Raw genomic sequence first — 13,076 nt, forward strand, 5'->3', positions numbered from 1 at the left:
TCAGGGCGCGGGGATGTCCAACCCGAGGTCGAGCACGGTGACCGAATGGGTCAGCGCACCGACCGCGAGGTAGTCGACGCCGGTGCGGGCATAGTCGATGGCGACGTCGAGCGACAGGCCACCGGAGCTCTCCAATTTGGTCTCCGGCGAGCGCGTGTTGCGTCGCTGGACGGCCATCTGCGTCTCCCACGGCTCGAAATTATCGAGCAGGACCAGCTGTGGCCTCAGTTCGAGGACCTCGTCGAGCTGCGACAGCGAGTCCACCTCCACCTCGACCGGCAGCCCGGGCGCCGCGTCCCGCACCGCTCGCAGCGCCGCCGCGACCGAACCGGCTGCGGCGACGTGGTTGTCCTTGATGAGCGCCGCGTCGCCGAGACCCATGCGATGGTTGACTCCCCCGCCTGCCCGCACCGCGTACTTCTGCAGGTGACGCATTCCGGGCAGCGTCTTGCGCGAATCCCGGATCCTCGCGCCCGTCTCCTCGACGGCCGAAACCCAGGCCGCGGTGGCCGTCGCGATCCCCGACATGTGCGAGATCAGGTTCAGCGCAGTGCGTTCCGCGGTCAGCAGCGCGCGCGTCGGGGCGTGCACGGACAGTACGACGGTGCCCGGTTCGACGCGGCTGCCGTCGTCGACCCGGGTCCTGATCGTGTACTCGCCCGCGCCGATCACCTCGTCGAAGACCGCCTCGACGACGGGGACACCGGCGATGACGCCGTGCGCGCGACTGACGATCGCCGCGTCGACGACCGCGTCGGCGGGCACCGTGGACGCGGTCGTGACGTCTGGTCCGTACCGCAGATCCTCGTCGAGGGCGGTCCGGATCAACGCGCGGACCTCGTCGGTGACCGCGACTCCGAGTTCGCCGCCCGCGGCCTGACCGACGAAATCGTCGCTCACGCCAGCGCTCATTCGCCCGAGCCGGGGTTGCCGATCGCGATCATCCGCTCGACGCTCTTGCGCGCCTTCTCGGCGACATCGGCGTCGACGAAGACCTCGTCGCGACCCTCCCGCAGGCACCGGAGCATGGCGGCGGGGGTGATCATCTTCATGTAGGGGCACGACGCGCGGTCGTTGACGGCCTGGAAGTCGACACCCGGGGCGGCCTTGCGCAACTGGTGCAGCATCCCGACCTCGGTGGCGACCAGGACCTGCTTGGCACCCGTCTTGCGGGCCGCATCGAGCATGCCTCCGGTCGAGAGGATCTTCACCTTCTCCTCGGGCACGAAACCCTCGCCCGCCAGGTACAGCGCCGACGTCGCGCAGCCGCACTCCGGGTGGATGAACAGGTCGGCGTCGGGGTGGGCGTTCGCCTGCGCGGTCAGCTCATCACCGTTGATGCCGGCGTGGACGTGGCACTCGCCCGCCCAGATGTGGATGTTGTCGCGGCCGGTCTCACGCTTGACGTGTGCGCCGAGGAACTGATCGGGCAGGAACAGGACGTCGCGATCGGGATCGATCGAGGCCACCACGTCGACGGCATTCGACGACGTGCAGCAGATGTCGGTGAGCCCCTTCACCTCGGCGGTCGTGTTGACGTAGGACACCACGAGCGCGTCGGGGAACTCGGCCTTCCAGGCGCGCAGTTCGTCGGCGGTGATCGAGTCGGCCAGCGAGCAACCGGCACGCTCGTCGGGGATCAGGACACGCTTCTCCGGGCTGAGGATCTTGGCGGTCTCCGCCATGAAGTGGACGCCGCAGAAGATGATCTCGTCCGAGTCGACCTCGGCCGCGATCCGCGACAGCGCGAGGGAGTCGCCCACGTGGTCGGCCACGTCCTGGATGGCCGGGAGCTGGTAATTGTGGGCGAGCAGGGTCGCGTTGCGCGCCTTGGCGAGACGCCGCACCTCGTCTGCCCATTCCTGGGTCGGCTCGACGCCGGTGTATCCGCCGGGCGCGTCGTACCACTGCGCATCGTTGAGCGCCTGCACTGCAGGCGCGGTCACGGCCGCCGGGCGATCGCTGGTGATGCTCATTGCCACTCCTCTGGCTGCCCGGAACGACGATCGGCTCCGGGACGCTCGTTCCCCAGATCACGGGCCGTGTGTCCGAGGCAGGTTTTCGACTCGTGGTCGAAAACGCTATGCATCGTAACATTCGCCACACCGGCGGCATTCCCGCGACGGTCGTCGGCGGCGCGTCGGTGATCGCGCACCGGCCCGATCAGGAACACATGAGGGCGTCGAGATAGCGGTCGGTCATCCTCGACTGGACGAACCTGCCTATGGGGCCACCGAGCCGGGTGAACCATCGACCCGGCCGGGAAAAGGCGACGATGTGCCCGACGACCGTGTCGTCGTCGCACCATTGCACCCAGAACCGCTCCTCGCCGGACTCCGGATGCCCGGGCAGCGTGCCGTAGGCAAAGCCTCGCTCACGGTCGGTGTCGATCACCTCGATCACCCGGCATCGTGCGGGCAGCCCCACGCGCCCGATCCCCAGGCGCAGGGTGACCGACGCGCCGACCGTCACGGCCGGAAGCCCGCCGTCGCGTTCGGCGACGACCTCGAGACCGGCACCACGATGCATGTCCCAGTTCATGATTCGCGACGAGGCGGTGACGAAGCAGTCCTGTCCGGTGCCGACCACGCGCGAGCGCCGCACGTGGTGATAGCCCTCCGGCAGCTCTCCGGCCGTGGCACCGACCTCCCGGTAGGTCAGGGCCGATCGTCCTTCCGGCGTTTGGCGCGGGGTCGTCATCCGGCGCGTGCCACCTCGGCCTCGAGCACCAGGGCGAGGTCGTCGAGGGAGGTGTCGAGGGCCCTGGCGAGGGCGGCGATCGTCGCGAACGCCGGTGTGGGCATGCGCCCGGTCTCGATCTTGCGGAGCGTCTCGGGCGAGATCCCGGCGCCGACCGCGACATCGCCGAGCGGGCGTCCCCCGCGTAACTCGCGCAACCGAGCCCCCAGCCGGCGGCCGGCGGCGATCTGTTCCGGGGTCAACGGGTTACGCACCATGCGGCGATCGTAGCCGATCCGGTATACCTATACCGGAACGACGGTATTTCTATACCGTCGATGCCCGGACCGGCAGCGCCCGGACTCATACCGCCTCGACTCGACAACGCTCACCACATACCGAAGGACACCAGATGGTCGAACTGAAGACACCCGACGAGGTCGCCGCGATGGGGGTGACCGGAAGGTTCATCGCCGACCTGCTCGACGACTTGACCGACCGCGCCGACGTGGGAGTGAACCTCCTCGATCTGGAGGAACGCGCACGCGAGCTGATCGCCGCGCGCGGTGCTCAGTCCTGCTATTGGGACTACTCCCCCTCCTTCGGGCGCGGACCGTTCCGCAACGTCATCTGCCTCTCGGTGAACGATGCGGTGCTGCACGGCCTTCCGCACGATCATGTGCTCGCCGACGGAGATCTGCTGTCGATGGACATCGCGGTGTCGATCGACGGCTGGGTGGCCGACTCCGCCCGGAGCATCATCGTCGGGACACCGAGACCCGAGGACCGACGTCTCGTCGACGCCACCGAGGAGGCACTGGCGGCCGCCATCGACGCCGCACGACCTGAGGGCCGCCTCGGGGACATCTCCGCCGCCATCGGTGCGGTCGCCAAGTCGTACGGATATCGCGTCAACACGGAGTTCGGCGGTCACGGACTCGGACGCACCATGCACGAGGACCCTCACGTGGCCAACGTGGGCAGGGCGGGTCGCGGCATGACGCTCCGCCCCGGACTCACCCTCGCGTTGGAACCCTGGTTCACGCTGGGCTCCGACCGCATCAAGTTCGATGCCGACGGGTGGACCATCCGCTCTTTCGACGGTTCGCGGGGCGCCCACAGCGAACACACCATCGCGGTCACCGACGGCGAGGCGCTGATCCTGACGTCGAACGAACCGCAGTAGCGTCACCTCGTCACCGGCGGGCACGATGCGGCGAGCCGGGCCCTACAATCGAGCGCATGCCAGCCGCCGGGTCCGAGCCGCCCATCGCCGACGGCACGACGCTCCGGGTGGAAGTGCTCAGCGTCGTCTTCCAGATCCGGATGGCCTCGCCCGGCGCCGACGACCAGGCCTCGCTGTGTGTGCTGCTGTCCCGGTCGTCCGCCGATTGCTGGACCCTTCCCGGAGGCGGCGTCGGGACCGACGAGACGCTGTCGGCGAGTGCCCGCCGACTGGTCGCCGACACCCTTGACGTCCGGGAGATAGCGCATCTCGAACAGTTGTCGGTGTTCTCCGATCCGCGGCGGGTGCCCGTGGTCCGCACGATCGCGTCGACCTACATGGGTCTGGTGCCCTCGGACGCGTCCGCCTCGCTGCCCGACGGAGCCGCCTGGTTCGGCGTCGACGGATTGCCCTCTCTCGCCTTCGATCACGGGGACATCATCCACGCGGCCCGGCACCGGCTGGCCGCGAAACTCTCCTACACCAATATCGCCTTCGCTCTCGCGCCGGCCCGGTTCCCGATGTCGCAACTCTCCGAGATCTACTGTGCCGCACTGGGATACCCTGTCGACACGACCAACCTCCTGCGCATCCTCAGTCGCCGCGCCGTCGTGGTCGCGACCGGAACCGTCGGCAAGACCGGCCGTTCCGGTGGCCGGCCCCCGGCTCTCTACGCCTTCGCCGACAAGGAATTGCGCGTCACGGACGAGTTCGCGACGCTGCGTCCGCCGATGTGACGTCGCTCGACGACCAGTCCACCTCGTCGAGATCACCGACGCCGAGATCGGCGGTCCGCGAGGACAACACGCACACCAGGTACACCACCGCGAATGCGAACGGTGCGCAGATGAGCAGCGTCCACGGGTCGCTGGGTCCGGATCGTGTGCCGCCGTCGAGCCAGAGCTCCGGCGCGACGCGGTAGACCGCCTCGACGGGCATCGAGGCCGGATCGTCGTGGAAACGCAGGCCCGCAACCCACATGCCGACCGCCGCCGCCAGCGCCCCACCCGCAGTGCTCGCCAGTACCGGCCACACGAAACCGCTGACCCCGCGCCAGGCCCTGGCCGCGAACCACACCACCAGTGCTGCGATGCCGCCGTAGGCGAACATCACGAGCGCGAACGCCCCGACCCCACCGAAGTCGGTCGAGACGTCGTCCCGGCGCAGACCTTCGACGACGATCCCCGTCGAAGCGGGGGTGAGGAGCCCCCAGATGATGCCGGCGACGGCACCGAGCGCCACCACTCCGAGCGCCACGGCGATCAGCCGTGAGAGCGGTCGGTCCAGCCGTCGCGGCGATCCGGTGTCCAGCTCCTGATGCTGCGGACCGTCGGGCACGGTCATCGTCGACCCAGCTCCGTCGAGTCGACGGTGCCATGGCGCGAGCAGCGGGCGTCCCAGCCGTCGGGCCGCACCTGGACGACCATCCTCCGGCCGCACTGTCCGCAGAAGCGCGGCGGCTCGAGACCGAGCCGGGCCGCCGGCGGAATCGCTTCGGGCGCCTGCAGTTCCAGTTCGAGTCCGGTGTAAACACCGAACCTGCACGGTTCGGCGAGAGGACCCGGGACGGTGTCGATCATGAGAACACGCTACCGATCTCCGGAACCCACCGTCAGATTGTGTCGTTGAGCGACTTGATCGGCATCGACAGATCGCTGAGGAGGTCGAGGTCGTCCTCCGCCGGCCGGCCGAGGGTCGTGAGGTAGTTGCCGACGATGACAGCGTTGATGCCGCCGAGGATGCCCTGTTTGGCACCGAGATCACCGAGGGTGATCTCACGCCCGCCGGCGAACCGGAGGATCGTGCGCGGCAGCGCCAGCCGGAACGCCGCGACCGACTTGAGGGCCTCGGACGCGGGCAGCACGTCGAGATCACCGAACGGGGTTCCCGGACGCGGATTGAGGAAGTTGAGGGGCACCTCGTCGGGTTCGAGTTCGGCGAGCTCGGCCGCGAACTCGGCTCGCTGCTCGAGGGTCTCGCCCATGCCGAGGATGCCGCCGCAGCAGACCTCCATGCCGGCGTCGCGGATCATGCGCAGGGTGTCCCACCGCTCCTCCCAGGTGTGGGTGGTCACGACATTCGGGAAGTGGCTGCGCGCCGTCTCGAGGTTGTGGTTGTAGCGGTGCACGCCCATGTCGCGCAGCTGATCGACCTGCTCCTGGGTGAGCATGCCGAGACTGCACGCGATCTGGATGTCGACCTCGTTGCGGATGGCCTCGATACCCGCTGCGACCTGACTGAGCAACCGCTTGTCGGGTCCGCGGACCGCGGCCACGATGCAGAACTCGGTCGCACCCGTCTTCGCGGTCTGCTTGGCCGCCTCGACCAGAGACGGGATGTCGATCCAGGCGCTGCGCACCGGCGAGGCGAACAGTCCCGACTGCGAACAGAAGTGGCAGTCCTCCGGGCATCCACCGGTTTTCAGCGAGATGATGCCCTCGACCTCGACCTCCGGTCCGCACCAGCGCATCCGCACGTCGTGCGCCAGTTGCAGGAGCTCCGTGAGGCGCTCGTCGGGCAGGCGCAGAACGCGCAGGACCTGATCCTGATCGAGCGGTTCGCCGCGCTCGAGCACCTGCTCGCGGGCGACGGCGAGGATGTCGTCGGCGGTTTCGGTCGTGCCGGCGGCATCGACGGTTGCCTGGGTCACTGGTGTACTCCTCGAGATGTATGTCCCTCGACGGGAACGGGTTACGAAGTCCGGACGAGCTGTTCCGGAAGATCGGACAAGGTGGTGGCGAGCCAGTCCGGGTCGAACCAGGACTGTGCAAGCCGACGAAACCGCGCGGGTTCCAGGGCTGCAGCGCCTGCGGGCAGGACGCCGACGACGGGCACGCCGGTCACGCGCGGCAGATCGCTGCGGTTGCAGCGCATCGCGAGGTCGGGATCGTCCGGCCACCAGCCGATCACGAGGCCGGCCGGTCGGAGCCCGCGCGACCGCACGGCATCGACGGTCAGCTCGGCATGATTGAGCGAGCCGAGACCAGGTGTCACCACCACGACGACGCCGTCGGGTGTGGCCGGCACGAGCGTCCGGGCGGCGATGTCGAGCAGCGTGGCCGTCTCACCCAGCCGCACCATCACCCCGCCGGCTCCCTCGACCAGGGTCAGGGGATGCGACTCGGCCAGTTCGTCCACCGTGCGGACGATCGCGGCGGGATCGGCGAGCGCCATCCCGGCACGCCGCGCGGCGGTGTCGGGTGCGAGCGGTTCCGGGTACCGGAACGATTCCACGGTCGTGACCTCGCCGGCGAGTCGTACGACCTCGGCCAGATCCCCCGGTTCGCCGGGACCCATCCCGGTCTGCACCGGTTTGTAGACGGCGACCCGGTTGGTGGGCCCTTCGAGGCTCGTCGCTTGCGCTCCGCGCACCTCAGGGAGCACAGCTCCGCGCACCTCAGGGAGCGGAGTGCCACGTGCCGCGGCGGCGAGCGCGGCGGTCGCGATCGTCTTGCCGACATCGGTGGAGGTACCGGTGACGGCGAGCACGCGACCGCGCGTGGACGCGGTCATCGGGACCCCACCTCGCGAAGCGCCGCGTCGACCACGCCGGCGACATGGTCGAGGGTCGCGACGTCGAGATCGGCTCGCACCGTGATCCGGAGGCGTGAGGTACCGGGCGGCACGGACGGGGGCCGGAAGCATCCGACCAGGACACCTCGGGCCCGGCACGCCGCGGCGGCCGCGACCGCACGCTGCGGGTCACCGACGATGATCGAGATGACCGCCGCGGCGGGTTCGTCGGCGCCGCAGGCCCGCGCGAGATGACGGGTGTTGTCGCGCAGCCGTTCCGGCAGCCCGGGATCGGAGCGCAGGACATCGAGTGCTGCGCGCGCGGCTCCCACCGCCGCCGGGTTGAGACCGGTGTCGAAGATGAACGGGCGCGCGCAGTCGATCAGATGTGACCGCAGAAGTCCCGACCCCAGCACCACCCCGCCCTGCGACCCCAGAGATTTCGACAGCACGGTCGTCATCACGAGGTCGGGCGCCCCGGACAGACCGTGCTCGGCGAGGAGCCCACGACCACCGGGTCCGCGAACCCCCAGCGCATGCGCCTCGTCGACCAGCAACACGGCACCATGAGCGCGCGCCGCGGCGTAGAGGTCGGCGACCGGAGCCGGTTCACCGTCGATGCTGTAGACCGAATCGGTGACGACCAGTGCGCGCCGTTCCGTGCGCTGTGCCAGCGCGGACCGGACGGCCTCGTGGTCGCCGCGGTCGACGACCACCACGCGGGCACGCGACAACCGGCAACCGTCGATGAGCGACGCGTGCGTCCCGGTGTCGCTCACGATGAGGTCGCCGCGCTGCGCCAGCGCGGTGATCGCCCCGACATTCGCGAGATACCCCGACGAGAAGGCCAGTGCGGCAGGGAAACCGAGGAAGGCGGCGAGCTCGTCCTCGAGGTCGGTGTGCGCACTGGTCGTCCCGACCACGAGGCGTGAGGCCGTCGCACCGCCGCCCCACTGCTGTGCGGCGGACTGCGCGCCGGCGACGACAGCGGGGTGCGTCGACAGGCCGAGGTAGTCGTTGGAGCCGAGGTTGATCTCGTCGGCATCGGCCTGCCGGACATGCGGCTCACGATGCAGCCCGGCCTCGAGCCGGTCACGTGCGGCGCCGGCCAGCCACGCGAGCCCCACGTCAGTGCCGCCGACCTGACCGCCGACCTCACCGTCGTCGACGCGGCCATCGGTACCGACACCGCTCGGCATCTGGATGGAGGTCATGCGCCTGCTCCCACCGGTCGGCGGTCGCCGACGCTCGCGCGGACGGCGGCGCCGATCCCGCGGACGATGACGGCGATGTCCTCGTCCGAGCAGATGAACGGCGGCATCGTGTACACCAGGTTCCGGAACGGCCGCAGCCACACGCCCGCATGCACCGCGGCCTCGGTGGCGGCGGCCATGTCGACCGGACGGTCGAGTTCGACGACGCCGATGGCCCCGTGCACGCGGACGTCGACCACGCCGTCGACCTCCCTCAGCGGCGCCAGACCTCCGGCCAGACCCTGTTCGATCGCGCGCACCCGCTGTGCCCACGGGAACTCGAGCAACAACTCGATCGCTGCGATCGCGACCGCGCAGGCGAGCGGATTGGCCATGAAGGTGGGCCCGTGGGCGAGGCCGCCCGCCTCCCCCGCGCTGATGACCTCGGCGATCCGGGTCGTGCACAGCGTGGCGGCGAGCGTCATGTAGCCACCCGTCAGGGCCTTGCCGACGCACATGATGTCCGGCGACACACCCGGTGTCGTCGATGCCCGGTCGGCCGACCCGGGGGCGGCATCGGCGGCGAACATGGTGCCGGTGCGGCCGAAGCCCGTCGCGATCTCGTCGAAGATCAGCAGGACGTCATGCCGGTCGCAGATGTCGCGGAGGGTGCGCAGGTACTGCGCGTCGTGGAAACGCATGCCGCCCGCGCCCTGCACGATCGGTTCGACGATGACCGCGGCGAGTTCGTCCCGGTGTTCGCGGACCGCTTGCTCGAGACGCGCGGCGTACTCGGGGCGGAAGTCGGCGGGCGGGGCGTCGACGAAGACCTGTCGAGCCAGCACCCCCGACCACATCGAGTGCATCCCGCCGTCGGGGTCGCAGACGCTCATCGGGGTGAAAGTGTCGCCGTGATAGCCGCCGCGCCAGGTCAGCAACCGCGTACGCCCCGACTGCCCGCGGCTGCGCCAGTACTGCAGCGCCATCTTCACCGCGACCTCGACCGACACCGAGCCCGAATCGCAGAAGAAGACCTTCTGCAGCGGCGCCGGGGTCACCTCGACCAGCAACCGGGCGAGGCGAGCGGCGGGTTCGTGGGTCAGGCCGCCGAACATGACGTGCGACATGCGGCCCAGCTGCGCGGTCGCAGCGGCGTCGAGGCGCGGGTGCCGATAGCCGTGGATCGCCGCCCACCAGGAACTCATCCCGTCGACGACCGACCGCCCGTCGGCGAGTTGCAGGCGAACCCCCGACGCGGACGAGACGACCAGCGGGCTGGCGGGCGCGGGCATCGCACCGTAGGGATGCCAGATGTGCTCGGCGTCGACGCGACTGATCTCGTCGGGGTCCACGGTGCACCCTCCTCTCGGCAACGGCGGCAGTCCTGGACAGCGTCCAGGAGTCCTGAACACCGTACAGGCAACCCTGGACGGTGTACAGGCGGCTGGTTCCGGCGCCTTGCGCCGAGGTCACTACGCTGACGCTGGTGAGCAACAGCCGCACCGACGTCCTCCGCGCTGCCCGCGACATCCTCGGCGAGCACAGCCTGGCCGACCTGTCGATGCGACGGTTGGCCACCGAACTCGGCGTGCGGCCCAACGCGCTGTACTGGCACTTCCCGAACAAGCAGACGCTTCTCGCAGCGCTGGCCGATGACATCCTCGGCTCGATCGCCATCCCCGACGCCGGAATCCGATGGGACGACCGATTGGACCGGCTGGCCACCGACATGCGGGCGGCACTCCTCGAGGTCCCCGACAGCGCGGAGATCGTCTCGTCGAGCTGGGCCAGCGGTCTGTCCGCGAAGACGATCACCGCCGACATCATCGCCGCCGGCCACGCCGGCGGGCTGTCGATCCGTGACGCCGAGGCCGTGAGCACGGCGCTGTGTCAGCTGGTCATCGGCCTGACCATCGAGGAACAGACCCGCGCGCAGATGGAACGGCTCGGTGTCATCGAACCGTCGGGACGCGACTTCGGCGGTGAGTTCCGGGACGGGCTGTCGATCATCCTCGACGGGGCCCGGACGCGACGGACTGCGTAGGTTACGGATGGCAGCTCCCGGGCGGCCCGATCGGCCGGGTGTCGCATCCGCCGGAATCGGAATTTCACAGCTTCGGCGGGTACATTGCTAGCCGATCAGCCCCGGCCCGACCCCGCGAGAGGCGGCCCACCCCCGACCGGAAAGACACCTTCTGTGGCATCGACGACGCGAGTGGTGGCACCGGAGTCGGCGCCCTCGACTCCGACGACGCCCGCCTACCGAACCGACCTCGACGGCCTGCGGGGCATCGCCATCGCCCTCGTCGCCTGTTTCCACGTCTGGTTCGGCAAGGTCTCCGGCGGAGTCGACGTCTTCCTCACGTTGTCCGGCTACTTCTTCATCGGGTCGCTGCTCCGCCACGCGATCTCCAGTCAGGCCCCGCACGTCACCTTCCGGGACACGCTCAATCCGTGGCCGCGACTGAAACGCCTCCTCAAGCGGCTGCTCCCGGCACTGTTCACGGTGCTGATCGCAGTCACGCTGCTCACCCTTCTGATCCTGCCCCAGACGCGCTGGGCCAACGTCGGACGCGAGGTCATCGCGAGCGCGCTCTACTACCAGAACTGGTACCTGGCGCAGAACTCCCAGGACTACCTCGCGGCGAGCTCGGCCAACAGTCCCCTGCAACACATCTGGTCGATGTCGGTCCAGGGCCAGTTCTTCGTCCTGACGCTCCTCGTCGCACTCGCGTTCGCGGCGCTGCTCAAGCTCGGCGCCCGCCTGGCGCAGCCGTTCGCCGACCCGCGGATCATCCGACTCGTCGTCGGCGGTGCACTGTTGCTCGTGGCGCTGGTGTCGTTCTACTGGGCGCATCGAGGGCTCGCGATCAACCAGCCCTACAACTACTACGACACCCTGTCGCGCCTGTGGGAGCCGCTCGCCGGTGGTCTGCTGGCGATCTGGCTGCCGACCCTGCGGGTCCCCAACTGGGTGCGCAACATCGCGACGGTCTTCGCTCTGGCACTGATCGTCAGTTGCGGGTTCTGGATCGACGGCGTGAACGCCTACCCGGGACCGATGGCCCTCGTCCCGGTCGGCGCGACGCTGCTCATCATCTGGGCCGGCGGCACCGCCCTGCAGAAAGCACCGAGCGGCGCCCATGCCGCCGCGCAGGAGATGCCCGTCGTCAACCGCTGGCTCGCCGGCAGCTGGCCGGTGTGGCTCGGCACCATTGCCTATGCGCTCTACCTGTGGCACTGGCCGCTGCTCATCTTCTACCTGACCTGGCGCGACAAGAACCACGCGAATTTCATCGAAGGCGTGGGCATCCTCGCGGTCTCGGTCGGGCTCGCCTGGCTGACCAAGCGCTACATCGAAGATCCGCTACGTGGCGGCAACCGGTCGGCGCTCGTCCGTGGCACGCGCGACGGGCGGTCCCGATGGCTCTCGTACACCTCGGTGGTCACCTCGATCCTGGTGGTGGCCACCCTGGTCACCGGCATCGGGATCACCGTATGGGAACGACACGTCGCCAACATCGTCGTCGACACCAAGAACCTCGATCCGCGTTCCTACCCCGGTGCGCGTGCACTGCTCGACGGCTGGCCGGTACCCGCCGTCGACCCGCAGCCGTCTGCGCTGGCCGTGATCAAGGACTTCCCGGAGACCTCCACCGACGGCTACATGAGCGACTTCACCGACAACGACATCCATGTCGGCGTCTACGGCGACCCGAACGCCACCCGGACCATCGCCCTGGCCGGTGGCTCACATGCCGAGATGTGGATCTCCGCCCTCGACATCCTCGGCAAACGCAACGGCTTCAAGGTGACGACCTACCTCAAGATGGGGTGTCCGCTGTCGACCAACCCGGTCCCCAAGCAGCGCGGGGTCCCCTACCCCGAGTGCTACGACTGGGGCCAGCGCGTCATCGACCGGGTCATCGCCGACAAACCCGATGCCGTCCTCACCAACTCCACCCGACCCCGGGACTACGAGCCCGGCGACTGGGTACCGCCTGACTACGTACCCATCTTCGATCGCTTCCTCGACGCCGGGATCCCCGTGCTCGGCATGCGCGACACCCCGTGGCCGAAGAACGCGAAGGGCACGATCGACACCCCGATCTGTCTCGCCGACGGCGGCGACGCCGAGAGTTGCGGGTCACGCCGCGATGCCGTCCTCGCTCCCGAGGATCCCGCGGCCGCCCTCGCCGCGACCCGACCCGACTTCCATCCCCTGGACATGTCCGACGGCATCTGCGACGCCGAGCGGTGCCCGGCGATCGTCGGCAACATCACCGTCTACAAGGATCCCCACCACCTGAGCGCCACCTACGTCCGCAGCCTCACCGACGAGCTCGGACGGCAGATGGCGACTCAGCTCCCGTGGACGGGCCCGCAGGTACCCTGACCGGCGCCCGGCCAACCCCCGCGAGGGCGTCGCGTGGGACATCTCTCATCGCGGAAGCGCCCCGGCGTTC

The 13,076-nt window shown here is 69.4% G+C and carries 14 protein-coding genes; 4 read left to right on the forward strand and 10 right to left on the reverse strand.

From position 1 onward, the window contains the following. The 4 genes from nadC to MAY35_RS12745 all read right to left on the reverse strand — a co-directional run bounded on the left by nadC (nucleotide 1) and on the right by MAY35_RS12745 (nucleotide 2,957). Nucleotides 1-912 (reverse strand): carboxylating nicotinate-nucleotide diphosphorylase, encoded by a 912-nt coding sequence (nadC, locus tag MAY35_RS12730; protein ID WP_245403982.1) that lies wholly within the window; start codon nucleotides 910-912, stop codon nucleotides 1-3. Continuing rightward, nucleotides 909-1,976: a quinolinate synthase NadA gene (gene nadA, locus MAY35_RS12735; protein WP_238421656.1), complete on the reverse strand. Its 1,068-nt coding sequence runs from the start codon at nucleotides 1,974-1,976 to the stop codon at nucleotides 909-911. The genes nadC and nadA overlap by 4 nt, the downstream gene beginning before the upstream one ends. A 187-nt stretch (nucleotides 1,977-2,163) precedes the next feature. Beyond that, the gene (locus tag MAY35_RS12740) at nucleotides 2,164-2,700 is read right to left on the reverse strand and encodes a DUF1990 family protein (RefSeq protein ID WP_238421657.1); all 537 of its coding nucleotides are present in this window, start codon (nucleotides 2,698-2,700) and stop codon (nucleotides 2,164-2,166) included. Next, nucleotides 2,697-2,957 carry a helix-turn-helix domain-containing protein gene (locus MAY35_RS12745; RefSeq protein ID WP_238421658.1) on the reverse strand — a complete coding sequence of 87 codons (261 nt, stop codon included), beginning with the start codon at nucleotides 2,955-2,957 and terminating at the stop codon, nucleotides 2,697-2,699. The genes MAY35_RS12740 and MAY35_RS12745 overlap by 4 nt, the downstream gene beginning before the upstream one ends. 134 nt (nucleotides 2,958-3,091) lie before the next feature. Here MAY35_RS12745 and map point away from each other — a divergent pair, with 134 nt between their 5' ends. Beyond that, on the forward strand, nucleotides 3,092-3,865 hold the full coding sequence (map, locus tag MAY35_RS12750; protein ID WP_238421659.1) for a type I methionyl aminopeptidase: 774 nt from the start codon (nucleotides 3,092-3,094) through the stop codon (nucleotides 3,863-3,865). Between the two features lie 56 nt (nucleotides 3,866-3,921). Continuing rightward, nucleotides 3,922-4,641 carry an NUDIX hydrolase gene (locus MAY35_RS12755; protein WP_238421660.1) on the forward strand — a complete coding sequence of 240 codons (720 nt, stop codon included), beginning with the start codon at nucleotides 3,922-3,924 and terminating at the stop codon, nucleotides 4,639-4,641. On the opposite strand, the gene MAY35_RS12760 is transcribed toward MAY35_RS12755, so the two are convergent. From MAY35_RS12760 to MAY35_RS12785, 6 genes are read right to left on the reverse strand one after another with little or no spacing between them, the layout of a single operon-like run. Then, nucleotides 4,604-5,248 carry a DUF2567 domain-containing protein gene (locus MAY35_RS12760; protein ID WP_238421661.1) on the reverse strand — a complete coding sequence of 215 codons (645 nt, stop codon included), beginning with the start codon at nucleotides 5,246-5,248 and terminating at the stop codon, nucleotides 4,604-4,606. The genes MAY35_RS12755 and MAY35_RS12760 overlap by 38 nt on opposite strands. Then, entirely contained in the window at nucleotides 5,245-5,484 is a 240-nt protein-coding gene (locus MAY35_RS12765) for a hypothetical protein (protein WP_238421662.1), read from the reverse strand. The genes MAY35_RS12760 and MAY35_RS12765 overlap by 4 nt, the downstream gene beginning before the upstream one ends. A gap of 32 nt (nucleotides 5,485-5,516) precedes the next feature. Further along, nucleotides 5,517-6,554: a biotin synthase BioB gene (bioB, locus tag MAY35_RS12770; protein WP_238421663.1), complete on the reverse strand. Its 1,038-nt coding sequence runs from the start codon at nucleotides 6,552-6,554 to the stop codon at nucleotides 5,517-5,519. A gap of 41 nt (nucleotides 6,555-6,595) precedes the next feature. Beyond that, nucleotides 6,596-7,417 carry an ATP-dependent dethiobiotin synthetase BioD gene (gene bioD / locus MAY35_RS12775; RefSeq protein WP_238421664.1) on the reverse strand — a complete coding sequence of 274 codons (822 nt, stop codon included), beginning with the start codon at nucleotides 7,415-7,417 and terminating at the stop codon, nucleotides 6,596-6,598. Next, nucleotides 7,414-8,616, reverse strand: coding sequence for an 8-amino-7-oxononanoate synthase (locus tag MAY35_RS12780; RefSeq protein WP_238421690.1), 1,203 nt, complete (start codon nucleotides 8,614-8,616; stop codon nucleotides 7,414-7,416). Before MAY35_RS12780 ends, bioD begins: the two co-directional genes overlap by 4 nt. An 11-nt stretch (nucleotides 8,617-8,627) precedes the next feature. After that, nucleotides 8,628-9,962: an adenosylmethionine--8-amino-7-oxononanoate transaminase gene (locus MAY35_RS12785; RefSeq protein ID WP_238421665.1), complete on the reverse strand. Its 1,335-nt coding sequence runs from the start codon at nucleotides 9,960-9,962 to the stop codon at nucleotides 8,628-8,630. A gap of 134 nt (nucleotides 9,963-10,096) precedes the next feature. On the opposite strand from MAY35_RS12785, the gene MAY35_RS12790 reads away from it, so the two are divergent. Together MAY35_RS12790 and MAY35_RS12795 are read left to right on the forward strand one after the other, a co-directional pair. Then, nucleotides 10,097-10,654 (forward strand): TetR family transcriptional regulator, encoded by a 558-nt coding sequence (locus MAY35_RS12790; protein WP_238421666.1) that lies wholly within the window; start codon nucleotides 10,097-10,099, stop codon nucleotides 10,652-10,654. A 153-nt stretch (nucleotides 10,655-10,807) separates the two neighbouring features. Next, on the forward strand, nucleotides 10,808-13,006 hold the full coding sequence (locus MAY35_RS12795) for an acyltransferase family protein (protein WP_374237951.1): 2,199 nt from the start codon (nucleotides 10,808-10,810) through the stop codon (nucleotides 13,004-13,006). Nucleotides 13,007-13,076: the final 70 nt, after the last annotated feature.

Source organism: Gordonia sp. 'Campus', assembly GCF_022206305.1.
Classification (GTDB): domain Bacteria; phylum Actinomycetota; class Actinomycetes; order Mycobacteriales; family Mycobacteriaceae; genus Gordonia.

Coding starts and splice junctions, on each gene's coding strand:
- nadC (WP_245403982.1), bottom strand. CDS start 912: ATGAGCGCTGGCGTGAGCGACGATTTCGTCGGTCAGGCCGCGGGCGGC.
- nadA (WP_238421656.1), bottom strand. CDS start 1,976: ATGAGCATCACCAGCGATCGCCCGGCGGCCGTGACCGCGCCTGCAGTG.
- MAY35_RS12740 (WP_238421657.1), bottom strand. CDS start 2,700: ATGACGACCCCGCGCCAAACGCCGGAAGGACGATCGGCCCTGACCTAC.
- MAY35_RS12745 (WP_238421658.1), bottom strand. CDS start 2,957: ATGGTGCGTAACCCGTTGACCCCGGAACAGATCGCCGCCGGCCGCCGG.
- map (WP_238421659.1), top strand. CDS start 3,092: ATGGTCGAACTGAAGACACCCGACGAGGTCGCCGCGATGGGGGTGACC.
- MAY35_RS12755 (WP_238421660.1), top strand. CDS start 3,922: ATGCCAGCCGCCGGGTCCGAGCCGCCCATCGCCGACGGCACGACGCTC.
- MAY35_RS12760 (WP_238421661.1), bottom strand. CDS start 5,248: ATGACCGTGCCCGACGGTCCGCAGCATCAGGAGCTGGACACCGGATCG.
- MAY35_RS12765 (WP_238421662.1), bottom strand. CDS start 5,484: ATGATCGACACCGTCCCGGGTCCTCTCGCCGAACCGTGCAGGTTCGGT.
- bioD (WP_238421664.1), bottom strand. CDS start 7,417: ATGACCGCGTCCACGCGCGGTCGCGTGCTCGCCGTCACCGGTACCTCC.
- MAY35_RS12780 (WP_238421690.1), bottom strand. CDS start 8,616: ATGCCGAGCGGTGTCGGTACCGATGGCCGCGTCGACGACGGTGAGGTC.